The sequence below is a fragment of the Chryseobacterium sp. 2VB genome (assembly GCF_005503635.1).
GTDB classification, from domain to species: Bacteria; Bacteroidota; Bacteroidia; order Flavobacteriales; family Weeksellaceae; genus Chryseobacterium; species Chryseobacterium cupriresistens.
The window spans coordinates 31845-55958 of sequence record NZ_SCNC01000012.1; the positions used below are offsets into that span (position 1 = coordinate 31845).

The following is a 24114-nucleotide window of genomic DNA, read 5'->3' on the forward strand; positions in this document are numbered from 1 at the left end:
TATACACGAAATCCCCTCCACTTTTACATAGTGAAAGAGTTGATTTTCAGTATTTTATAAATTTACATACAATTTTTCGCGCCAAAAGAAGGGCAAAGATACAAAAAGTTATCCACAAAAACAAATAAATCATCTCATTTTGAGACTCTTAAAAACGAGAGAGGCTGCCCAAATATGAGCACCCCCTCCACAACACAAGCTAATCCTACGATTATCTCACAATAACCTTATAAGATTTTATTTTTGGGGTTCCCGTGACTGTATAAATACAAATACCTACCTGGGCGATTTCCCGGAAACTTACAGATCATTAGTAGAACGATGGTTAATAATTTATTTTTCATTTCTATGCTATTTGATGTTTTTTATAAATGTATTTTTTGAAAGGACAATTCTATTCTCATCTAATTTATAAATAACACCACAAAGGCGCTTATAATTATAAGATGTTACAGGATTATGAATAATGCCATCCATTCTATTAGGCAGTCGATTTACTACTTCTGAGGAAGGACATTTCAGAATTGCTGTTTTAAAAAAAGGAAAATTATCCCGGAAACCTTTATTACATAACCAATAGCTTTCTTTTTGACCGGCAGAACCGTTATACAAACCTGTCCAATAATAAACGGAAACATCAGCAAAGCAACCCCATAAATGATTGGTAATAGCTGTACCATATGAGAACCCAGGCTTTGCCCTTATTAGAGATATTATCTTCGTGTTTAGTTTTCCTATAGCCGTCAAAATCTTTAGAAGCGTAATCTTATGACCAAAGAAAAGAAGGTTATTTCTATCCAATTATTGTGTTTTTTTCAATACAAATATAATATTTTTTCAATTAAAACAATAATTAACTAACAAAAATTCACATAAAATAATTAAACACAATAATAAACATAAAAAAAATCATATGTTACCACAAAATATGCAATCATAAAAAACTATATCAGTATTAGTAATAACAATATTATATTACTATTAAAAATTAAAAGACACATTTACAAAAGCTTACATACAAAAAAGCCCGGGCAAATGCCCGGGCTTCTTTATTTATAATACAATTGAAATTATTTCAATTCTACTTCAGCACCAGCTTCTTCTAATTGCTTCTTAAGAGCTTCAGCTTCGTCTTTAGAAACACCTTGCTTAATTGCAGCAGGAGCTCCGTCTACGATATCTTTAGCTTCTTTAAGACCAGCACCAGTTAAATCTTTTACTAATTTAACGATAGCTAATTTAGAAGCACCTGCAGACTTAAGAATTACATCGAATTCAGTCTTTTCTTCAGCAGCATCACCTGCACCACCTGCAGCAACAACTACAGCAGCAGCAGCTGGCTCAATTCCGTACTCATCCTTAAGGATAGCAGCTAATTCGTTTACGTCTTTTACAGTTAGGTTTACTAGCGTTTCAGCTAAATTTTTTAAATCTGACATTGTTGTAATGTTTTTGTTGATTATTTATTTAATTTTTTGAGTGTAATTATTCAGCAGCTGGCGTTTCGTCAGTGCTTTCTGCAGCAGCTTCAGGAGCTTCAGCAGGAGTTTCTTCTACCGCAGGAGCAGCTTCTTCAGCTTTAGCTTCTACAGTTTCAGGTTTGTTTTGAAGAGCAGAAACAACTCTCTGGATTGGAGACTGAAGTAATCCGATGATTTCACCGATCATTTCTTCTCTAGACTTGATGTTAGCCAACATGTCCAGGTTGTTGTCACCAACGTAGAAAGTTTCTTGAACAAAAGCAGACTTTAAAGCTGGCTTTTCTTCTTTCTTTCTGAATCCTTGGATCAATTTCGCAGGAGCGTTTGCTGTTTCAGCAATCATTAACGCTGAGTTCCCTTTGAAAGATGGGAACATTTCAGAGTAATCAACTCCTTCAATTTGCTCCATTGCTTTTTGTAAAAGTGTATTTTTTACAACTTTCACTTTGATATTTTGTTTGAAAGCCTGTCTTCTGAAATCTGAAGATTTACCAGCGTTCAAACCTTCTAAATCTGCTACGTATACTACTTTTGCATCCTGAAGCAAATCTTTGATCTCTTGTATTGCTACAACTTTTTGGTCTTTTGTCATTGTCTTAAGGATTATTATTAGTTAACAGATTTAGTATCAATTGCAATACCTGGGCTCATTGTAGAAGATAAATAAATACTCTTCACATAAGTTCCTTTAGCAGCAGTTGGTTTCATTTTGATCAATGTCTGGATTAATTCCTGAGCATTTTCTTTGATCTTGGCAGCATCGAAAGATACTTTACCAATACCAGCATGGATAATACCATACTTGTCTACTTTGAAATCAATTTTACCTGCTTTTACTTCAGTTACTGCTTTACCAATTTCCATTGTTACAGTTCCTGATTTAGGGTTTGGCATTAAACCTCTTGGACCTAATACTCTACCTAATGGACCTAATTTACCCATTACAGCTGGCATCGTAACGATAACGTCAACATCTGTCCAACCTTCTTTGATTTTTTGTAAATATTCGTCAAGACCTACATAGTCAGCACCAGCAGCTTTAGCTTCTGCTTCTTTATCTGGAGTTACAAGAGCTAATACTTTAACATCTTTACCAGTACCGTGAGGAAGAGATACAACACCTCTTACCATTTGGTTTGCTTTTCTAGGGTCTACTCCTAATCTTACAGCGATATCTACAGAAGCATCAAACTTTGTAGTGTTCACTTCTTTTACAAGAGCTGAACCTTCTTCAAGGTTATAGATTCTTCCTTTTTCTACTTTGCTTAAAGCTTCCTTTTGCTTTTTAGTTAATTTTGCCATTTCTTTAAGTTTTAAGCGTTAGTTGGTTTAGTTCCTGTTACTCTTAATCCCATAGATCTGGCAGTACCTGCAACCATAGAAAGAGCAGAGTCCATTGTAAAACAGTTAAGATCCGCCATTTTATCTTCAGCGATTTTCTTTACCTGTTCCCAAGTTACAGAACCTACTTTGTTTCTGTTTGGTTCACCAGAACCTCCCTTGATCTTAGCTGCATCCATTAGCTGGATTGCTGCAGGTGGAGTTTTAATAACGAATTCAAAAGATTTGTCTTCGTATACTGTAATTACTACAGGTAAAACTTGCCCTGGCTTATCTTGGGTTCTTCCGTTAAATTGCTTACAAAACTCCATGATGTTCACACCTGCAGAACCCAATGCTGGACCTACTGGTGGAGAAGGGTTAGCTGCGCCACCTTTCACCTGAAGCTTTACCATTTTAAAGACTTTCTTAGCCATTGTTTGTTTTTTAAATTTGAATAATTAATGAGTTTGGAAGCATTTATTATTCAGTAGGTTATGCACTCACATAACAATAAACCTACTTTTTGGACTGCAAAAGTATAAAATATTTTTGAAATAGCAAACGGAAATTGCTGATTTTTAAAAGTTTTAGAAAAATAAATCATGTTTCCCTGTCAAAGAATTGAAAATACAGTCAGTAAAAACGAAAACGGTTATTTTATGCAAATAACCGTTTTAAAATATTTTAAAAGGAAGGCTGATTAAAAACCTGAAGGTTTATTAATTGTTTTTGTAGAACCGTCGTTTCCTCCAAGATCATCATTGATATCGTTTATATTTTGCTTTTCAATTAATCTTTTGTAAGCCATCAGATAAAGATCAACCGTAAAGTTATTATAGGTTCTTGATGGTGTAGTTGTGTTGGTGGCAATCATTCTGCTATCTGTAAATCTAGCTCTGACATGCCATGTTCCGTTACTTTTGAAAGCCACTACATCCGGTGATCCCTGTTTGTTATCATTCACACCGTTGTCGCCATAATCAAGCATTACACTCGTATTTCCATCGTTCAGCTTGAAGGAATAATTGTGGAGGATAACCAAAAAGTTGTTGGCATCAATTTTAGTATCATAATCTGTAATGCCTGTTCCAGGTACACCGGTAAGGGTAAGTTTAAGATAATTGAACAGCCCGCTGCTTTCCAAAGCCGGATCATACAATTGTAAGGCATTCTGCGAAGTGGCTAAAAAGGTTCCTCCTGTCATCGTAGGTTCTCCCGGATTTCTTAAATATAAGGAATTCGTATATGTTTTTCCATTAACATCAAGTGTTTCTGCGGGATTAGCAGTGTTGATCCCTACTTTTCCTTTCTGGGCATTTAAAAACATCCCAAGATATAGGATTATTGTGATATAAATTTTTCTTTCCATAGTTTTTTTATTGAAGGCCCAGTGGCGTATTGGTTGATACTCCCGAATATCCCGGTGAAGCAGATGCTGAAACAGAACCGTTAAAAGTTCCCCAGTCTTTCACTAAGGATTTTTCAAAGACATTTAAGGTAAGTGTCCAGGTTCCATTGATGGAAGAAACAGTTCCTGCTCCTTTAAAAGCTAAATTAATAGCATGATACTGTTTACCGCCGCTGGTCACCTGTGTAATTTCAGTTGAGTAAGAACCATACGATTTTGGGGTCGTACTTGTGTTCGCTGCTGAAACCGCTCCTGTAAAAACAGCACCTGTAATGGCCACCACATATTTACTTGCATCTAATCCTGTATTGAGATTCACAACTTCATCCTGTCTTACATTTTTCAATACAACATTATACATATTTACAGGGGCTACATTACGGAGCGATATATCCAACAGCTTCACCTTACCTACCGGTGAAGTATCTTTTGACCGGGTAAGAAGAAGATAGTTTCCGCTTGCCTTTGTATTTTCAGTATCTATTAAATAAGATTCTACTAATGTTTCCCCTTCAACATCAAGAGTTCCTTTGGGTGTTTTAGTATTTATTCCTACTTGTGCATTTATGCTTAAAGCAGCAAAACCCGTAAAGAGTATCGCAATAATTTTTTTCATAATTTATGTTTTTATTGAATTAATGGAGCTGTCGCAGCACCAGTAGCTGCCCCATTAAGGTTTTGTGTTGAATTAAAATCTTTCGCGTACGACCTGTCAAACACCAGTAAGTTGAGTGTCCAGACTCCTGTAGGTAAAGAATTATCAGGGGCAAATCCATGGTAATCTGCCTTAAGCTTCCATGTCCCTCCTGAAGAGTAAGCAAAGATCTGTGGCACTGGGGTAAGCCAGTCTCCGGAATAAGTTCTTGTAGGCTGTGTAAAACCAAAAGACGAGATAACCACTAAAAATTTGCTGGAATTGATCTTGGTGTCAAATTGGTTTACCCAATCTTTGTCATTAGGATCGCAGGTAATTTTGAATTGAACAAGGTTAATAGGAGCCGGTGAATTAGGTACAAAAGAATCATTGTACGCTGTAATTTTGTTGTCCGGTGCCGGAGATTTGATAATGAAAGTGTAATTCTCGTCCGCTTTCAGTTTTTCCAGGGGTTGTTTAAAAACAATTCCTGATGTCTTCATTGTACCGTTTACGGTAAGCTCTTTTTCTGGTGTCGCAGTATTGATGCCAACCTGCGCACTCATGAACACACATGTGCCCACCAGAGTGATCATCGAAATAATTTTTGTCATTGAGTTATGTGTTTATAAAGCTTATGCTCTTTGGTGGCTTATCTGAATTCTATTCTTATTTAAAAACAACAAAGAATGTCCATACCTCTGTAACCAGTGTATGAAATAAAAAGAATAAAATTTTGTGGATTAGCTAACAGCTTGGTTGCAAGAAGTATGCCATATGAAAGTGAATTAAGGAACTAAAAGGAACTTGATTCATAAAAAACAAAAAATAATCACGTAACGGTGATAATTTAATCAAAGTAAACTACTTTATAGAAGTAGCCAGCAGACTTATGAAATTTGAAAATCAACATAATAATTTTAACAAACTTAAAAAAACTCTAGCTAGAGTAAAAAAAATATAAAGATTCAATTTCAATATTTCATTATGAATTAATAGAGCTGCATTATTATTTTACCGAAAAAATAACTGAGAAGCATCGCCAGAGATTATTGTCAAAATATATTGAAATGGTATCAACGAAAAAAGACTGCTTTAAAAGCAGTCTTTTTTATATTTTATAAGTAATATATTATACTTTTTCTACTTGCATGTAGCTCAATTCCATTGGAGTTTTTCTACCGAAGATCAATACAGAAACTTCAATTTTCTTTTTGTCTTCAAGAATCTTCTCAACTGTACCATTGAATCCGTTGAAAGGTCCATCGATTACTTTAACGTTTTCACCTACTACATAAGGAATTTCAACATCGCTTGCAAATTCTGAAAGTTCATCCATTCTTCCAAGCATTCTGTTAACCTCTGATTTTCTCATTGGAACAGGATCACCTCCTTTTGTTAAACTTAAGAAAGAAATAACTCCAGGGATATTTTTAATAACGTGAGGAATCTCTCCCATCAGGTCAGCTTCAATCATCAGGTAGCCAGGATAGTAAGGTCTCTCTTTAGGAACTTTTTTACCGTTTCTAATCTGGATTACCTTTTCCATAGGAATAACCACTTGAGTAACGTACTGCTCAAACCCTAAACGTTTGATTTCTGTCTCAATATAGTTTTTCACTTTATTTTCCTGTCCGCTGATTGCTTTCAGCACATACCATTTCAATTCGCTCATTATGGAAAATACTTAATTATTAATTGAACAAGTTGATTAGCATTCCTATTATGTTGCTGATTGCTTTTGAAAACAATTCATCAACTCCAAAGGTAAATAAAGCCAGAATAACTGTCGCAATAGTCACTACAATTGTAGAAGACTGAAGGTCAGCCCATTTTGGCCATTCAACTTTATGTCTGAATTCGTTATAAGAACCTTTTAAAAAATCGACAAATGAACTCATAATTTATATTTGCACGGGCACAAGGATTCGAACCCTGATCAACGGTTTTGGAGACCGGTATCCTACCATTGGACGATGCCCGTAGTTAAAAAAAGCTCCGTAAAGAATGTTCCTTACGGAAGCTTTTTTATATTGTTTTAGATGTGAATTAATCGATGATTTCAGTTACCTGACCTGCACCTACTGTTCTACCACCTTCTCTGATCGCGAATCTAAGACCCTCGTTAAGAGCGATTGGCTGAAGTAATTCAACAGTGATTGTTAAGTTATCACCAGGCATTACCATTTCTACACCTTCTGGTAAGAAGATCTCACCTGTAACGTCAGTAGTTCTTACGTAGAACTGAGGACGGTATTTGTTGTGGAATGGAGTGTGACGTCCACCTTCTTCTTTAGAAAGGATATAAACCTCAGCTTTGAATTTTTTGTGTGGCTTAACTGAATCTTTCTTAGCGATAACCATACCTCTCTTGATGTCAGTTTTTTCAATACCTCTCAACAATAGACCTACGTTATCACCAGCTTCACCTCTGTCTAGGATTTTTCTGAACATCTCAACCCCTGTAATAGTAGAAGTTAATTTTTCATCACCCATACCTACGATATCAACTGGATCACCAGTGTTGATAACACCAGCCTCGATTCTACCAGTTGCAACAGTACCTCTACCTGTAATAGAGAATACGTCTTCGATTGGCATTAAGAATGCTTTATCCTGATCTCTAACAGGCTGCTCGATCCAAGTATCAACTGCATCCATTAATTCTTCAACAGTCTTAACCCACTTCTCGTCTCCGTTAAGAGCTCCAAGAGCAGATCCCTGGATTACTGGAGAGTTATCTCCGTCATATTCGTAAGTAGATAATAAATCTCTAAGTTCAAGTTCAACAAGCTCTAAAAGCTCAGCATCATCCACCATGTCAACTTTGTTCATGAAAACAACGATTCTTGGTACGTTTACCTGACGGCAAAGTAGGATGTGCTCTCTAGTTTGAGGCATTGGTCCATCAGTTGCAGCACATACTAAGATAGCTCCATCCATCTGAGCAGCACCAGTTACCATGTTCTTAACATAGTCGGCGTGACCTGGACAGTCAACGTGTGCATAGTGTCTGTTTTCAGTTTCGTACTCGATGTGAGCTGTATTAATAGTGATACCTCTTTCTTTTTCTTCTGGAGCAGAGTCAATAGAAGAGAAATCTTTCTTCTCAGCAAGACCCTTGTTAGCTAATACACTACTGATAGCTGCAGTAAGTGTAGTTTTACCATGGTCAACGTGACCAATAGTACCAATGTTCAAGTGTGGTTTGTTACGATTAAACGTTTCCTTTGCCATGATTTAAAATTATTTATTTATTGTTTTTCAAATTTTCGGTGTGCAAATATAATGAATTTTTAAATACCAAAAACTTTTTATTAAAAAAACTTTCAATATTATCATCCAGTGAAGGACAAACCTTATATTTCAACGTATTGAGACTGCAAATTTACACATTTTTCCGGATTGAAAAAATCTTTCTGAAACCTTTTATGAAAAAGCCTGAAACCCAATATAAAAAATAAGTTTCAGAAAGCAGCATTCACTCTTAGCTGTGTTTATTTCAGAATATTATTCCGATCAGTCTTCCTTACTGACCGAATCAATAGATACAATGAAAATAAAAACGCACTTCCCAGCACAATAAGAGGTGTGGAAAGTTTGCAGAATGCAATAAGGGAGAAGAAACCGTTTATCACAGACCCCATTGTATTAATATTAAAAATTTTCAGTACTAAAAGGTAAAGGATCACTACTGCAATAGCTGCTTTCCTATATTCCGGATTAAATATTCTGAGCATCCCATTCTTTATCCGGTTTCTGAAACCTGACGGCAGAAGCCATGCCGGAATAAAAAGACTGTAAAGTCCTATGGAATTCATAAAAGATATATTCAGCATCAATAATACATTAAGGTGAAAGAAAATAGTTACCAGCAACATATACCTGAAAAATTTCGGGGACATGAACGCTACAATAAAAACCATTTCAAAAATAACAGTAAAATAATCCAGGGCTTCCCAGAATATTTTAGAATTAATTCCTTCATAAAAATCCGAAAGCAGATCGTTCCACCCTATAATAAACCTATATTGCGTAAAAAATATCTGAGTATACTGAGTGTCAGTGCTTAGCCAGCCTCCCAGAATTTTAGAAAACCCGGCAGTAAACATTCCGAAGCTGAAAATCAAACTTATCATAAACAGAGGCCACGATTTTGCCAGCTCATCCGTTTCTTTTACGGGCTCAGGAAAGAAGCTAAAGGTTTTGTTCCAGGGAGAGAATGCCATTATCATGATCGGAAGTGTATAAATAAAATCGTGATTCACTTTTCCAAACGAATAGGCATAATTATTCGTCAGTACATACAGGATCATATACAATATTGCAAATATTCTAGGTTTATATCCTATCAGTATCAACAATAAACATGCGTAGATCATATATCTGCAAAGTACAAAAAATGCTTCAGAAGGGACAATATCAGTGAAAGACAGGATGCTGATAGGCGGATGCATAGCACTGTTAGGAATAGAATGGATCCAGCTGTTATCTGCTACTCCCGACCATAACAGAAACATGGAAAAGAATATCCTGTAAAATGCCAGGAACTCATAGCTGGGACGGTAAGAAACAAAGGGAAGTTCTTTTAGTTTATTCATCATTATTAGTTTAAAAAACGATAACTCAGTACAGTATCATACACTGATTTCTGGGTCATTTTTCTTGTGGTTATATCAAAATCTTTAGTTTCATTGATTACCTGTATAGCGGCGACTTTTTTATCGGGAAATCTTTTCTCCAGTCTGTTTACAATGAATTTTTTACTTTCTTCCATATCCACTTTTTTAATGTTCCGGTTAAGGATAGATTTTTTCAACAGGTAAAGCCTCTTTTTATAAGGAGGAAGGGAATTCACACGGCTGTCCAGAACCGGATATTTCCTTGGAAAAAGCAAATTCTGAATAAGGGTAATCTGTATGGTTCTCGGTATACTTTCTCCCAGATAATCATTATTGACCAAAATACTGTCTGATCCGTCTTTAAAAAAGACATGGGAAGTGGTTTTGGTAAAATTAATATATTTTCCATCTTTTATGGGATAGGATGCAAATCCCGGAAAGTTAAATGAAGGATAGGTTTCTTCAATATTAATCTTAAAAACCAGTTGCAGAGGAAGCAAGACGATTAAAAAGCCAAACAAAAAAAGAACTCTTTTTTTGTAGCGTTTCATTTTGTGTTTTAACATTTGTGTATAAAGATGAGGGATTAATTATAAGATATCACTTGTTTATTTTTCTAATTGCCCAATTTAATTATTTTATTTGAAATCAGACGACAAGAAATAAAAAAATCGCCTTAGGAATTTCCAAAGGCGAAATATTATAACAAAATTAAATTGATTGCAGTTTTCTTGTTCTGTTGAAGATCCAGAAAATAATCGGGAAAATAAGCAGGGTAAGCACTGTAGCTGTAATCAGTCCTCCGATAATGACAATTGCGAGAGGTTTCTGAGACTCCGATCCGATTCCTGTAGACAAGGCAGCCGGCATAAGCCCGATGGAAGCCATCAATGCTGTCATAATGACAGGTCTTGTCCTGGATTTTACTCCATTTAATATAGCGGTATCGATATCCATTCCGTCTTTAACATTCTGGTGGAATTCTGTAATAAGGATTACCCCGTTCTGGATACAAATTCCCAGGAGAGCAATCATTCCTACTCCGGCAGAGATTCCAAAATTGATTCCGGTAACATGTAAAGCGATGATTCCTCCAATCAAAGCAAAAGGTACGTTCGCTAATACCAGAAGAGAATCTTTCATATTGCCGAACAGAATAAACAGCAGGAAGAAAATCATCAGAATACTCACCGGTACTACCTGCGCCAGTCTGTGTGAGGCACGCTGCTGGTTTTCAAACTGACCTGTCCATCCTATTGAATAACCGTCCGGAAGTTCAATCGTTTCTACTTTTTTCTGAGCATCCGCAATCGTACTTCCCAAATCCCGGTCACGGATGGAGAATTTAACCCCGATGTATCGCTTGATATTGTCTCTGTAAATAAATGCGGCTCCGTTATCTTTAACAATGGTGCTTATTTCTTTTAAAGGAATCTTTGCTCCATCCTGTGTAGGAACCATCAAAGCAGCAATGTCATTTTCATTGGTTCTGTATTCCTGAGAATACCGAAGACGGATCGGGAACTTTCTTTCCCCATCAAACATTTCAGAGGCAGTTTTTCCACCAAATGCCATTTCCAGCACAGCCTGAGCATCTGCGGGCATCACTCCATAAGCGGCCATTTTATCTCTGTCCAAAACCACGCTTACTTCCGGCTGGCCGATATTTTTAATAATTCCCGGATCCTTCACGCCTTGTACGTCTTTAATTTTAAGCAAAACTTCGTGGGCTAATTTGTCAAGGGTTTCCAGGTTATCACCATAGATTTTGATTCCGTTTTCAGCTTTAAAACCAGCCACTGCTTCTGCTACGTTATCGGAAATCGGCTGGGAGTAGTTGAACGTAATTCCCTGATAACTTCTGAGTTTTTTGTCTATTTCATTGATCAGTTCATCATAAGTAATTTTACGCTTCCATTCTTCTCTTGGCTTAAGATTTACCGCAAACTGTACAAATCCGAATCCGTTGGGATCTGTTCCATCATTACTTCTTCCCGTCTGGGCAAGCACATCTGTCACTTCTGAAAAGCTCATAATGTCCTTCTTTAAAAGATCAGCTGTTTTCAGAGATTCTTTTAATGAGGAGCTCATCGGCATTTCGGCTGTGATCCACAATGAACCTTCATTCAACTGAGGCAGGAACTCTGTTCCAAGGAATTTACCCGAAAACAAAGTAACAGCCAGAAAGGAAATCGCTACAATCATGCTCATCTTTTTATGTCTGAATGTTAAATTAAAGCCTTTCAAAACGATTCTGTCCCAGAAGTTCACAAACGGATTATTTTTTTCTCTTACATTTTTATTCAAAAGGATATGCGAAAGAACAGGAACAAGAGTTAATGTAAATATCAATGCTCCCATTAATGCAAACCCTAATGTAAATGCCAACGGAGAAAACATTTTTCCTTCTACTTTCTGGAATGAGAAAATGGGAATCAAGGAAGTAATGATGATTAATTTTGAAAAGAAGATGGCTTTTCCCAGTCCTGTTCCGGTTTGCTTAATCCATCCTCCCTTGGCGAGTTTATTAAACTTCTCTGTCCCGTACTTATGCGCTTTATGATCCAGCATTACGAAAAGGCCTTCCACCATGACGACGGCTCCGTCTATGATAATCCCGAAGTCTACTGCTCCCAAAGAAAGCAGGTTCGCACTCATCCCTGCCAGTTTTAAACATAAAAAGGCAAACAATAAGGATAATGGGATAATGATGGAAACAATCAGCGTGGTTCTCCAGTCTGCCATAAAGATCAAAACAATAACCGTTACCAGTACAATACCTTCAATAAGGTTATGCATTACGGTATGAGTGGTAAAATCCATCAGATTGTCACGATCGTAGAAAGTCACCATTTTAACATCTTTCGGAAGTACTTTCTCATTAAGCTCTTTAATTTTAGCCTTCACACCAACTAAAACTTCTCTCGGGTTCTCCCCTTTTCTCATCACAACGATTCCTTCTACCGTATCATCATGATGATTAAGAGCGGCCTGCCCTACTCTGGGCATGGAACTTTCATGAACTTCTGCAACATTTTTTACCAAAACAGGGTTTCCACTGTCATTCTGAATGGTAATATTTCCAATATCTGCAACAGATTTTACCAAACCTATACCTCTTACCACATAAGCCTGACCATTTTTTTCAATGACATCTCCTCCTACGTTCAGGTTACTTTTGGTGACAGCATCATATACCTGAAGCGGCGTAAGGTTGTATTTATCCAATGCCCTCGGATCGATACTCAGTTCAAAAACTTTATCCTGTCCTCCGAAAACATTGATATCCGCAACGCCGGGAACTCCTCTTAAAGCACGGTCTATTACCCAATTCTGCAGGGTAAGCAGCGCCCGGGAATCTTTGGTTTTACTTTCGAGCGTATATCTGAAAATTTCACCGGTTGGCCCGTAGGGTGGCTGTACTTCGGGATCTACCTCATCAGGAAGGCTAATGGTTCTTAACTGGTTATTGACCTGATTTCTGGCAAAAGTATCGTCCACCCCGTCGTCAAACAGAATTTTAACAATAGAAAGCCCAAACATGGTGGTACTTCTCACACTTGTTTTCTTTTGAACCGGGCTCATCGCCAATTCAATGGGAGTAGTAACAAAACGCTCTACTTCTTCTGCACTACGCCCATTCCATTGGGTAATGATGACAATCTGAGTATTGGTTACATCCGGAAAAGCTTCAATAGGCATGTTTTTGAAACTTATAAAGCCGGAGATGGCTAAAATCGCTACCCAGATAAAGGTAAATGCTTTATTTTTTAATGAAAAAGCAATTATATTTTTTATGAATTTATTCATGATAGATACATTGATGACCTAAAAAAGCCGTTAAAGAAAAATGTCAGTATTCTTAATGGTTTAATAAGACTAGCTGTTCAATGAACGGTAGATCAGCAGCTGGTTGTTGGTAATTACTTCTTCTCCTTCTTTCAGACCGTCTGCAATATAGGTGACATCACCAACCTGCTTTAATACTTTGATTTCCCTGATCTTCACATCTGTCCTGGATTTAAAAATCACTACGAAGCTTTTATTATCATCAAAAATCACTGCTTTGGAAGGAACGGTAAGTGTAGAGTTGCTTTCCAGGCTGGTAACTTTTATCGTGGCTTTACTCTCTGGGATCAAAAGTCCGTTGGCATTGTCCAATACGACTCTTACCTGCATGGCATTGGTCTGCGGATCAATAATCTTGAAAATTTTATCAATTTTCCCATCAAAAACTTTGTCCGGATAAGATAGAGTAGATACCTGAGCTTTCATTCCAAGACTGATTTTATCAATATCAGATTCATTGACATTCATAATCGCCCATACATTGATGGTGTTGGCCACATCAAAAATATTATCACTTCTGTCACTTCTCAGCTGCATATCTTTATTGATACTTTTCTGAACAATATAACCGCTGATAGGTGCTACCACACTGTATATATTCCCGGTTTTTACATTATAAACCGTACTTACTGCTGCAGCTCTCTGTAACTGATCTTCGGCTTTTTGCAACTGGCTTTTAGCTTCCAGTACATCTCTTTCGGTATTCAGTTTTCCTTCATAGAGTTCTTTCGCGACACGAAGGTTATTTTTTGCCACTACCAGATCTGTTTTTGCATCACTAACATCCTTCTGAATTTCTGCAAGCTCAGTACTTCTGATGGTGGCTAAAACCTGTCCTTTTTTTACATAGTCGCCCAATTCTACATTGACGCTCATTACATTTCCTCCAACTAATGGGTAAACATCTATATAACTGTTTTTGTCTGCGGAGATTTTTCCGTAAAAACTGTATTCGTCTTCTATATTTCTTTTTTCAACCTTTGCCAGGGAAATAGAGTTCAGCATCGTATTACTGAGTTCAAATCCTTTTTTGGTGTGAATATTTTTCTCTTCCTCTTTTTTTGAACAGGCTATTAATGAAATAACCATCAATACGGGAATAATATATGTTTTCATGATTTTAATAGAAGATTTTCGTTTGTACTAGTTGATTAAGCTGTTCTGCAGACTGCATGATCTCATTTTTCATATCGTAGATCTGAAGGGCTGTTTCCCTGTAGCTGTCCATAAAGTCTGTGAATTCAATCAGGTTGACATTTCCCTTTCTGAAATTGTTCAGCATTCCTTTATAAACAAGCTCCATATTCTGAAGATCCGTCGTTTTCACATCCTGCAGCTGATCATATTGTGCTTTCCAGGTTTTGTAGGCAGACTGGACTTTAGTTTCCAGAGTCAGCTTTTGAAAGTCTGCATTTTTCTGGTTTTGTTGAATCGCATAATTTGCTTTTATCACATTCCCCTGGTTGGCTTTCCATAGCGGCAAAGGAATTCCCAAGGTTAGATTCGCTTCGTTATTAAAAGTTCCTCCCGCCTGATCCCATGCAGCTCCTACTGTAACATCAGGGACATTCAGTGATTTCTGCCATTGTGCATACAGCTTACTGTTATCAATAAGCTTTAGATTATACCGGTAATCTGCATTATTTTCCAAGGCTTTACCTTTCAACTCTTCTTCATTACCGAAAGGCTGTGCTGCCAAAGCTTCTTTAGCTTCGGTTTCGGACATCGTTGGCTCTATTTCTTCTGAAACTCCTGTCAGAACTTTCAGATTCTGTTCAAAATCAAGAATATTTTTGTTGATCTCCAGCTTATCATGATTGAGTTGTATAAATATGCTCTGTAATCTGACAGCATCTTTAAGAGAAACATTTCCTTTGGAAGACTGTACACGGTAAGCATCTAAGAGATCATTCATATATCCCAGCTGCCTGTTGGTGTTTTCCAGTTTTAGTTTTTCATAATAAAGATTGAAATAAGCAGAACGAAGCTGATATCGTAAATCTACCAGCAATTGGGAAAACTGAAGCTGGGCCAGTTCTTTATTGGACCTGGCAAAAGCAATTTCATTTTTCTTTTTGCCACCCATATAAATTAATTGAGTAATACCTGCTCCCTTAGAATGTCCTACATCAAAAAACTTTTTGTCCTGCGGATTGTAAGCATTGAACTGTCCGCTTAATTGAGGTAATTCCCAGATTTTAGCCTGCAGAATATCCGCATCAGCCATATTGATATTGTACTGTTCGGCGAGCAGCTGGAGGTTGTTCTTCTGAAACGCTTCTTCGCATTCCAAAAGAGACATCTGCTGTTGTGCCGCCATGAATGAGGAAACGGCGAGGCACAGCACTGCAATTCTGTTCATTATTTTTATTTTTAAATCACAAAATTGCTTTGATGCGATTAAAAGAAACTTAAATGACGCTTAAAAAAATATTAAAATAGGCTTGAGCAGGCCGTTTATCCAATAAATCACCGGATAAAACAAGTGAATTTTTCTCTAATTATTGAATTTTTGTTAAAAAAACCAATCGCAGGTTTAACAAAAAACAACTGTTTTATATCAGTTGTTTTTCATTTATTTTTTAAAACTTAGGGTAAACTTATTGATGAAATCTGCTGGTGAAGAATATACAATATCTGCATCATGATATTCCAGAATCCTTTTGACAATTCTAAGACCTAATCCTGACCCCGCTATATTCTGTGCATTATTTCCTCTCGTGAAAGCTTCAAACAGTTTAGCCTGCTCATCTTCAGAAATAGTATTACCATGAGAAATAACTTCGATGGAAAGATTATCATTGGTTTCAGTAATCAGGACCTTCACCTCCGTATTGTCCGAATACACAGCAGCATTTTTAAACAGGTTGATAAAGACAATCACTAATAATGACTGAATTCCCTTGATGGTTAAGAATGCATTTTCAAAACTATTTTCATTGATCAGAAAATCCAGTTTCAGCTGTGGATAACTTTTCTCTACAGCTTCAAAAGCTTCAAAAATAACTTCATCAATTCTTACTTCCTCATAAATACTCTGGATATTTTCTTTATCAAATTTTGTCAGCAGCAAAAGCGAGTTGGTCAGATCGGACAGTTGATATACATCTCTCTGGATTTGCTTTAAAGATGATAATGTCTCCGGAGAATGTTCTTCAAACTTAATCAGGTTTTCCAGTTGAAAGGCCATTCTTGTTATTGGGGTTCTGATCTCATGCGAAGCACTGGCAGTAAAATCTTTTTGGGACTGAAATACATCATCCAGCCTTCCAATCATTGTATTAAAAGATTTTGCCAGAACGCTTACTTCATCATTTGACTGTTCTACCGGGATCTGTGTGGTGAGTTTATGGGCAGTAACTTCAGAAATTTCTTTGTTCAGATCTTCCAAAGGACGGAGGAACTTTTCCACAAAATAATAGCTGAAGAAACCAATAAGCATAGTACTCATCACATACGCTGTAATCAAAAGATATTTAAGATATCCCAATTTGGATTTTCCATTGGTATCAAATGCACTTGTAAGGATATAATAATTTTCACCATTGATATTCCTGAGCGCGGCGTAAATTTCCGGGACGGTTTTTTCCGTATAGATAATCTTCTTTTTGTCCAGCTCTTTAAGCATGGCACTGTCCCAAATGACATTCCTGTCTTTAATCGTGCTGTAGATGAGTTCTTTTTTTTCGTTGAAAATTAAAATCTTTTCATTCAAAAGGATATTATCTGAATTTTCATTGAAAAAAACTGGTGCTTCTTCTTCAAAGTCTTTGGATTTTGAAATGAAATGGGAAGTAAATTCAAGCCTCTGCCTGAATCTTTCTTTAAATTCATCTCTTCTGAAATCATTAAAAGATAAATAAATGACCGCCATCACCATCCCAAAAAGTAGTGAGAAGGCGATACTGATCGTTAGGGCTATCTTTCTTTTTAAAGACATTTATAATGGACTTAGGTAGTATCCGAAACCTGAACGGGTGTGGATCAGTTTTATTTTAAAATCTTTATCAATCTTTTTCCTCAGAAAATTGATATAAACTTCTACGGTATTGGTATTCGTATTAAAATTATGTTCCCATACATGTTCTGTAATCTGTTGTTTGGAAACCGTTCTTCCCTGCGCTTCCGCAAGATAAACCAACAGCTGGAATTCTTTTAATGTAAGTGTTATTTCATTTCCTCCACGATAGACCTTCTGTTCTGTTTTATTGATAATAAGATCGTCAACTCTTAGAATATCCTGATCTGAATTATCAGAAGGTGCCTTTCTTCTCAACAGCGAATTGATTCTTAGCAGAAGTTCTTCAAACTGAAATGGCTTTACAAGATAATCGTCAGCCAGTCTTGTGAAAGCATCTTTTTTATCAGAGATATCCCCATAAGCAGAGATGATAATGATGGGGGTATTTTTGTCAAAAGAGCGGATCGTCTGGCAGACATCAAGTCCATTTATCTTAGGAACATTAATATCGAGTAAATACAGATCATAACTACTGTTTTTTATCTGGCGGAGAAAAGTTTCCCCGTCATAGATTTTATCACAATTAAAATTATTTGATTCTAAAAATCTGCACAATTCTGCAGACAGAATGAGATCATCTTCCAGTAAAAGAATATTCATCAAAAATTTATTTTACACGAATTTAACGAAAATTTTATGATTGTGATTGTAAACCTAAAGTAAAATTCATGACCTATCCTCATTTGATCTTTAAAAATTTCAGGTGAAAATATTTAGATGGAGCAATTGAGTATTTTATCTAATCGGGTGTTTAACGATAATATCTCTGTAAGAACAAAATTGATTTATTTTTATTTTCTAATCTAAAATTTGGGCATAAAAAAATCCCGAAGAAATTCGGGAAAATCGAGAGCCAACTACGGGACTTGAACCCGTGACCTCTTCCTTACCAAGGAAGCACTCTACCGCTGAGCTAAGTCGGCATCAACTAAAAAAATCACACTAAGTAGCGTGATTTTCGTTGAGCGGAAGACGGGGGTCGAACCCGCGACATTCAGCTTGGAAGGCTGACGCTCTACCAACTGAGCTACTTCCGCAATTTTGTTTCCAAAATTATTGGTAAACGCTGTGCAAAACTAAGAAAACTTATTTAATCTTGCAAGTTTTTTTATAATATAAAATGTGGGGAGAGCAGGATTCGAACCTACGAAGCCGAAGCAACTGAGTTACAGTCAGTCCCATTTAGCCACTCTGGAATCTCCCCAGATATTTTATATTAAAATGGAGCCTCCAGAGGGATTCGAACCCACGACCCCGAGATTACAAATCACGTGCTCTGGCCAACTGAGCTATGGAGGCATTTTAATAAAGGACTGAAACTGATCGAGAAACTCTACTCTACACATTCCAGTGTTAAAAAAATCACTCTTAATGGTGTGATTTTATTGAGCGGAAGACGGGGGTCGAACCCGCGACATTCAGCTTGGAAGGCTGACGCTCTACCAACTGAGCTACTTCCGCAATTTTGTTTCCAAAACTATTGGTAAACGCTGTGCAAAACTAAGAAAACTTATTTAATCTTGCAAGTTTTTTTTTATAAAAATATAAAGTGGGGAGAGCAGGATTCGAACCTACGAAGCCGAAGCAACTGAGTTACAGTCAGTCCCATTTAGCCACTCTGGAATCTCCCCAAAAGTTTATATTTTAGAGCCTCCAGAGGGATTCGAACCCACGACCCCGAGATTACAAATCACGTGCTCTGGCCAACTGAGCTATGGAGGCAAATATAAAAAAGAATTCAAAAGATCGCTGTTCCTTTTTTGCGAGTGCAAATATAGAACGGATTTTTTGAATTCTCAAATTTTTTATAAACTTTTTTTAACTTTTTTTTCTACGCCATTTCTTTTTTCTTGATTAATAGCTTTTTAGCAGTATCAACGCAAAGGTCCAGACTTTCTTCAAAACTTGTAGTGGTCTTCTTTACTACGATATCGTCTCCCGGAACCGCTAAAATAATCTCGGCAGTCTTATTGGCTTTATCCGAATTATTTTCAACTTTCAAGAACACCTTACACTCCTGAATTTTGTCATAGAAGGTATCCAATTTACTTACTTTTTTGTCGATGTGTGATTCTAGTGGTTCGTGTGGAGTTAAACCAATTGATTGTACTGAAATCTTCATAATTCTTCTTTTTTTGATGCTCGAGGGTGAGCCTGATTAAACACTTTTTTCAATTGTTCAATATTAGCATTCGTATAGACTTGAGTACTGGCAAGGCTGGAATGCCCTAATATTTTTTTCACTTTGGAGATCTCCGCCCCATTATCCAATACGTGGGTAGCAAAGCTATGCCGAAGGATGTGAGGACTTTTTTTTTCTTTCGTTGTTACAAGACTAAGGTACTTATTAACTACCACATAAACAAATTTTTCATTGAGTTTTTTCCCTTTCTTATTGACGAAAAAATATGATTTAAATTCTGTCTGCGGATTTCTTATTTCCAGATAACTTTTCAGAAGTTCAGACAATTCATTGGAAACGGGAATTACCCTTTCTTTATTCCCTTTTCCTATTACTTTTAATTCATTTCCATATAAGTCAACATTCTCAAATATCAGGCCACAAAGTTCCGCTTTACGCATTCCCGTCTGATAAAGAACCTCCATAATGCACTTTTCAAGCACGTCATGTACCTGTTCAAAAACTCTTTCATTGAGATCTGTCATTTCCTCTTTAGACATAGGAATCTGTTTTTCAGCATAAAACTTCAGGGAAGAAATTCCTTCAACGGGAGAAACTGTAATTTCACCTATTTTTAAAAGAAAAAGATAAAAACTGCGGAGAGAAGATAATTTTCTATTGATACTTCTTTTCGAAATGTCATTTTCACTCAGTTCGACAATAAAATTCCGGATAATTTTCTTGTCTGCCTTGGCTAAATTGTCAGAAGATTCTGTTCGGAGAAAGAAATGGGAAAAGTCTTCAAGGTCTTTTTGGTAGCTTGTGATGGTATGAGGAGAATATCTTTTTTCGAATTGTAAGTATTCTAAAAACTTTTCCAGCATCATAGGGTATAAAAATAAAAATTCACTCCTCAAATATAAGAATTTAAGAAGTGAATTAATATATGGTTAAGAAAAAATCTTAAGCCTGCTCTTCTTTGCTAAGCGCTCTTTGTTTGTAAGCCGCTTTTAGTCTAGCTTGTCTCAAAGTTACAGAAGGCTTAATAAACTGTTGTCTAGATCTTAATTGACGAACAGTTCCTGTTTTATCAAATTTTCTCTTGTATTTTTTTAAAGCTCTGTCGATGGATTCACCATCTTTTACTGGAATTATTAACATATTTTACATCTCATTTTGGATGGCAAAAGTAGACATTTTTTATCAGAACACAAAATATATTGCCATAAACAATCACTAATCCACCCTATGACTGTTAAAAAAACCCGTATTAAAGCCTGTTAGCAAACAATAATATTTTTATCCACAATCACTGGATATTCAATTCTTACTACCTTCAGGTTACTCATTTTATTTCCTAATTTCTATTAAAACCATCGATATTAATGAAATGTAAACAAAAAGCACTATCTTTGCATTAACTTTATTCATGGGGTTGACTGGTTTCGACAGCAAGACCAATGGGTAAGTAAGCATGCAGAGAACCGTAGCGCGATCTCTATAATCCCTTGCTACAAAATTTTAACTGGCAACGAAGAGTTCGCTCTTGCAGCTTAATATCGAAGTATAGTAGATCAAGCGTTTTCCCGAAGATTTTAGTAGGGAAGCAAGATATTCCACAAATGCTCTGTTCTGCGGCGTTTGATCCTGGGATATAGGAATGCAGAAATAAGGCTTTAGAAGCTTTGGCTAAAGCTCGAAAATTTCAGAAGATAAGCTGGTCGTTGGGTGTCTATCCTCTGCTTCCAGTCGAAAACCAATGGTAGAATAAGCATGTAGAAAGCTTATGTATTGCTTGTTTGGACGAGGGTTCGAATCCCTCCAACTCCACTAAAAGGGAATCTACTATTGTAGATTCCCTTTTTTTATTTCCACATCCGTATTACAGTTTTTCTGTCATAAAAAAATCATCTCATTAAAACCCACCACATCATTTTATCTCTCTAACGATAGATATTTGTGTTGGAAAATTTTCTTACAGAAAGATACAAACTCAACTTACCTACCCTCCTACAATCTTATTAATATAGACATTAACATAAAAGAAATTACAACAAAAAACATATCTTTACGTTAATAATTGGGACAAAAAAAGTAAAGCACACTTTATTATGTTTCAAAAAGGTAAATCACAAGCCTAATTTTGAATTTAAACTAAATAACAATACTCAACATTTGAGTAGCTTAATAATAACTAAACCATGAGAAATTTATTATTATCTCTTTTATCATTATCATTTTTAACGTTCAACTGTTCCGGGAATGATGATAACTTACCTAATAATGAGCATGAAAACACCACAACTCCTCAACCTCCGGCACAGCATTTCCACCCGCCAACGTGGATACAAGGTGTTTGGGCATGGAAACAAACTAGTGTTGCACCAGTTCAATACATAAAATTCACACAGGATGATATCATTTTACCTAACAATATAAGTTATAACAGCTTAATAAACCAATCCCAAAACGCAAATCTGGTACTGGCAATTGAAAAAGAAGGATATACAAGTACATTATATTTTTATACAGAAACCCGCAAACCAGCTACCGGCAATCTGTATAGCGCTGACGAGTTTAGGGTAAAAAAAATAAATGATACATTGATGGTAAGATATCCGGATTTTTCTCCAGCTATCTACTATACAAAGCAATAACCAGCGTTAAAATCAGACTGAAACTCAAGTCTTCATCAAAACATTCGAATTAAGTAACTAACCATGAGACAAAATCCTCAGTTAGTCACGGATATTAATGTTTGGGTATTTCAAATAACATTACAGCCAACATGATAAACTATATAGTAAATTGTATAGTCTAAGAAGAATTTATAAAAAAACTTTTAAAAAGCTGATCAGTGGTAATTATACAGAAATAAATAAACTAGTTTTCATAAAACACGAAGCTAATAATACTGAAATTTGTATGATCTATCTTCTAGATCTTCATATTAGTTTTTCATGACAATTTACATCTCTACATTAACAACAATATAACCACCTGAAAACTAAAAGACTAAAGCGAAACAATCTAAAATGAAAGCTTCCGGTCCACAAAAAAGACTAAAAAAATGTTTTATCGTAAAGAATTTTATATATTTGCACCATCTAACAATTAAAAAAATAATTTACTATGTCAGACATTGCATCAAGAGTAAAAGCTATCATCGCTGATAAGCTTGACGTTGAAGAAACAGAAGTAACTCCTGAAGCTAGCTTCACTAACGATTTAGGAGCTGATTCACTAGATACAGTTGAGTTAATCATGGAATTTGAAAAAGAATTTAACATTCAGATCCCTGATGACCAAGCTGAAAAAATTACTACTGTAGGACACGCTATCGCTTACATCGAAGAAGTAGTAAATAAATAATATTCTTCAACAAAAAAGAAATTAAACAAAGTTTATGGAATTAAAAAGAGTAGTTGTAACCGGATTTGGAGCAATAACACCAATAGGAAATAATGCAAAAGAATACTGGGAAAATCTTGTGAAAGGTGAGAGCGGTGCCGCTCCGATTACTCTTTTTGATGCCACAAACTTTAAAACAAAGTTTGCTTGCGAGGTAAAAAATTTCGATCCGTTACAGCATTTCGATAAGAAAGAAGCTAAAAAAATGGATAGAAATACTCAATTGGGACTTGTTGCTGCAAGAGAAGCAGTAGCGCATTCCGGCATTATTGAAGACAATGTAGATAAAAACAGAGTTGGTGTAATCTGGGGTTCCGGAATCGGAGGATTAGAGACTTTTGAAACTGAAGTGTTAGGATGGGCCAATACGGAAATTCCGAGATTCAACCCTTTCTTTATCCCAAAAATGATTGCGGATATCACTCCAGGACATATCTCAATTGAATACGGTTTCCACGGACCAAACTATACAACTGTATCTGCATGTGCATCTTCAGCAAATGCTATAATTGATTCCAAAATGCTGATCCAGTTAGGAAAAGCAGACGTGATTGTGTGTGGAGGCTCTGAAGCAGCCGTTACAGCAAGTGGTGTCGGTGGATTCAACGCAATGATGGCACTTTCTACAAGAAATGACGATCCAAAAACAGCTTCAAGACCTTTTGACAAAGACAGAGATGGATTTGTATTAGGTGAAGGGGCAGGATGTATTGTTCTTGAAGAATATGAGCACGCTGTAAAACGTGGTGCTACAATTTATGCAGAATTACTGGGAGGTGGTTTAAGTGCTGATGCACATCACATGACTGCTCCACATCCTGAAGGCCTTGGCGCTTATCTGGTAATGAAAAACTGTTTGGAAGATGCAGGCTTAACTGCTGATGAAGTAGATCATATCAACATGCATGGTACTTCTACTCCATTAGGAGACATCGCAGAATCCAATGCAATTTCGAAATTATTAGGCGAGCATGCTTATGACATTCAGATTAATTCTACAAAATCAATGACTGGCCATCTTTTAGGTGCTGCAGGTGTTATTGAAGCTATCGCTGCATTGGGAACTATTATTCATGGTACTGTTCCTCCAACCATCAACCATTTTACTGATGATGAAAATATTGACAGCAGACTAAACTTTACGTTTAATACAGCTGTGAAGAAAGATGTAAAAGTAGCCATGAGCAATACTTTTGGATTTGGTGGGCACAACGCTTGCGTTCTATTTAAGAAAATCTAAATT

General features: G+C 36.3%; 24 protein-coding genes, 8 tRNA genes and 1 other RNA gene. 4 read left to right on the plus strand and 29 right to left on the minus strand.

What is annotated here, in order from left to right:
• Positions 1-351 precede the first annotated feature (351 nt).
• From FFS26_RS12715 to rpsU, 29 genes are all read right to left on the minus strand, one after another.
• Positions 352-801, minus strand: a complete 450-nt coding sequence (locus FFS26_RS12715) for a hypothetical protein (protein WP_137905184.1) — start codon at positions 799-801, stop codon at positions 352-354.
• 269 nt (positions 802-1070) lie between these two features.
• A complete protein-coding gene (gene rplL, locus FFS26_RS12720) occupies positions 1071-1439 on the minus strand; it encodes a 50S ribosomal protein L7/L12 (RefSeq protein ID WP_062675820.1) in 369 nt (122 codons plus the stop codon).
• A gap of 46 nt (positions 1440-1485) precedes the next feature.
• Positions 1486-2073 carry a 50S ribosomal protein L10 gene (gene rplJ, locus FFS26_RS12725; protein WP_110008215.1) on the minus strand — a complete coding sequence of 196 codons (588 nt, stop codon included), beginning with the start codon at positions 2071-2073 and terminating at the stop codon, positions 1486-1488.
• Positions 2074-2090: 17 nt separating this feature from the next.
• A complete protein-coding gene (rplA, locus tag FFS26_RS12730) occupies positions 2091-2783 on the minus strand; it encodes a 50S ribosomal protein L1 (RefSeq protein ID WP_002976422.1) in 693 nt (230 codons plus the stop codon).
• A gap of 11 nt (positions 2784-2794) precedes the next feature.
• Positions 2795-3238, minus strand: coding sequence for a 50S ribosomal protein L11 (gene rplK, locus FFS26_RS12735; protein ID WP_047435399.1), 444 nt, complete (start codon positions 3236-3238; stop codon positions 2795-2797).
• Between the two features lie 266 nt (positions 3239-3504).
• A complete protein-coding gene (locus FFS26_RS12740) occupies positions 3505-4173 on the minus strand; it encodes a hypothetical protein (RefSeq protein ID WP_137905185.1) in 669 nt (222 codons plus the stop codon).
• A gap of 7 nt (positions 4174-4180) precedes the next feature.
• Complete coding sequence (locus FFS26_RS12745; protein WP_137905186.1) at positions 4181-4828, minus strand: hypothetical protein; 648 nt, start codon at positions 4826-4828, stop codon at positions 4181-4183.
• 11 nt (positions 4829-4839) lie between these two features.
• Entirely contained in the window at positions 4840-5460 is a 621-nt protein-coding gene (locus FFS26_RS12750; RefSeq protein ID WP_137905187.1) for a hypothetical protein, read from the minus strand.
• Between the two features lie 518 nt (positions 5461-5978).
• A complete protein-coding gene (nusG, locus tag FFS26_RS12755; protein ID WP_002976412.1) occupies positions 5979-6521 on the minus strand; it encodes a transcription termination/antitermination protein NusG in 543 nt (180 codons plus the stop codon).
• 19 nt (positions 6522-6540) lie between these two features.
• Complete coding sequence (secE, locus tag FFS26_RS12760; RefSeq protein ID WP_002976410.1) at positions 6541-6747, minus strand: preprotein translocase subunit SecE; 207 nt, start codon at positions 6745-6747, stop codon at positions 6541-6543.
• Between the two features lie 12 nt (positions 6748-6759).
• Positions 6760-6830: transfer RNA gene (locus tag FFS26_RS12765), tRNA-Trp, on the minus strand.
• Positions 6831-6895: 65 nt separating this feature from the next.
• Positions 6896-8083, minus strand: a complete 1188-nt coding sequence (gene tuf / locus FFS26_RS12770) for an elongation factor Tu (RefSeq protein WP_110008219.1) — start codon at positions 8081-8083, stop codon at positions 6896-6898.
• Positions 8084-8343: 260 nt separating this feature from the next.
• Positions 8344-9450, minus strand: a complete 1107-nt coding sequence (locus FFS26_RS12775; protein WP_137905188.1) for a hypothetical protein — start codon at positions 9448-9450, stop codon at positions 8344-8346.
• Positions 9451-9452: 2 nt separating this feature from the next.
• Positions 9453-10019: a hypothetical protein gene (locus FFS26_RS12780; RefSeq protein ID WP_137905189.1), complete on the minus strand. Its 567-nt coding sequence runs from the start codon at positions 10017-10019 to the stop codon at positions 9453-9455.
• A gap of 160 nt (positions 10020-10179) precedes the next feature.
• Positions 10180-13278 (minus strand): efflux RND transporter permease subunit, encoded by a 3099-nt coding sequence (locus FFS26_RS12785; RefSeq protein ID WP_137905190.1) that lies wholly within the window; start codon positions 13276-13278, stop codon positions 10180-10182.
• A 69-nt stretch (positions 13279-13347) separates the two neighbouring features.
• Positions 13348-14433 (minus strand): efflux RND transporter periplasmic adaptor subunit, encoded by a 1086-nt coding sequence (locus FFS26_RS12790; RefSeq protein WP_110008224.1) that lies wholly within the window; start codon positions 14431-14433, stop codon positions 13348-13350.
• A gap of 4 nt (positions 14434-14437) precedes the next feature.
• A complete protein-coding gene (locus FFS26_RS12795) occupies positions 14438-15679 on the minus strand; it encodes a TolC family protein (protein ID WP_137905191.1) in 1242 nt (413 codons plus the stop codon).
• Positions 15680-15892: 213 nt separating this feature from the next.
• Positions 15893-17257 carry an ATP-binding protein gene (locus FFS26_RS12800; RefSeq protein WP_110008226.1) on the minus strand — a complete coding sequence of 455 codons (1365 nt, stop codon included), beginning with the start codon at positions 17255-17257 and terminating at the stop codon, positions 15893-15895.
• A complete protein-coding gene (locus FFS26_RS12805) occupies positions 17258-17938 on the minus strand; it encodes a response regulator transcription factor (protein WP_137905192.1) in 681 nt (226 codons plus the stop codon).
• Positions 17939-18189: 251 nt separating this feature from the next.
• Positions 18190-18261 (minus strand) — tRNA-Thr (locus tag FFS26_RS12810).
• A 41-nt stretch (positions 18262-18302) separates the two neighbouring features.
• Positions 18303-18375, minus strand: a tRNA-Gly gene (locus FFS26_RS12815).
• An 86-nt stretch (positions 18376-18461) separates the two neighbouring features.
• A tRNA-Tyr gene (locus tag FFS26_RS12820) sits at positions 18462-18542 on the minus strand.
• Between the two features lie 18 nt (positions 18543-18560).
• Positions 18561-18637 (minus strand) — tRNA-Thr (locus FFS26_RS12825).
• Positions 18638-18726: 89 nt separating this feature from the next.
• Positions 18727-18799, minus strand: a tRNA-Gly gene (locus FFS26_RS12830).
• A gap of 89 nt (positions 18800-18888) precedes the next feature.
• A tRNA-Tyr gene (locus FFS26_RS12835) sits at positions 18889-18969 on the minus strand.
• A 17-nt stretch (positions 18970-18986) separates the two neighbouring features.
• Positions 18987-19060, minus strand: a tRNA-Thr gene (locus FFS26_RS12840).
• Positions 19061-19169: 109 nt separating this feature from the next.
• Entirely contained in the window at positions 19170-19460 is a 291-nt protein-coding gene (locus FFS26_RS12845) for an HPF/RaiA family ribosome-associated protein (protein ID WP_002976393.1), read from the minus strand.
• Positions 19457-20344 (minus strand): tyrosine-type recombinase/integrase, encoded by an 888-nt coding sequence (locus FFS26_RS12850; RefSeq protein ID WP_110008229.1) that lies wholly within the window; start codon positions 20342-20344, stop codon positions 19457-19459. The genes FFS26_RS12845 and FFS26_RS12850 overlap by 4 nt, the downstream gene beginning before the upstream one ends.
• A 79-nt stretch (positions 20345-20423) precedes the next feature.
• Positions 20424-20621, minus strand: a complete 198-nt coding sequence (gene rpsU, locus FFS26_RS12855) for a 30S ribosomal protein S21 (RefSeq protein ID WP_034693154.1) — start codon at positions 20619-20621, stop codon at positions 20424-20426.
• 270 nt (positions 20622-20891) lie between these two features.
• Between rpsU and ssrA the strand changes: the two genes are divergently transcribed.
• From ssrA to fabF, 4 genes are all read left to right on the plus strand, one after another.
• Positions 20892-21293: a transfer-messenger RNA gene (ssrA, locus tag FFS26_RS12860) on the plus strand.
• A 368-nt stretch (positions 21294-21661) separates the two neighbouring features.
• On the plus strand, positions 21662-22117 hold the full coding sequence (locus FFS26_RS12865) for a hypothetical protein (protein WP_110008245.1): 456 nt from the start codon (positions 21662-21664) through the stop codon (positions 22115-22117).
• 475 nt (positions 22118-22592) lie between these two features.
• Positions 22593-22832, plus strand: coding sequence for an acyl carrier protein (locus FFS26_RS12870; RefSeq protein WP_002976354.1), 240 nt, complete (start codon positions 22593-22595; stop codon positions 22830-22832).
• 34 nt (positions 22833-22866) lie between these two features.
• Positions 22867-24111, plus strand: coding sequence for a beta-ketoacyl-ACP synthase II (gene fabF, locus FFS26_RS12875; protein ID WP_002976350.1), 1245 nt, complete (start codon positions 22867-22869; stop codon positions 24109-24111).
• Positions 24112-24114 lie beyond the last annotated feature (3 nt).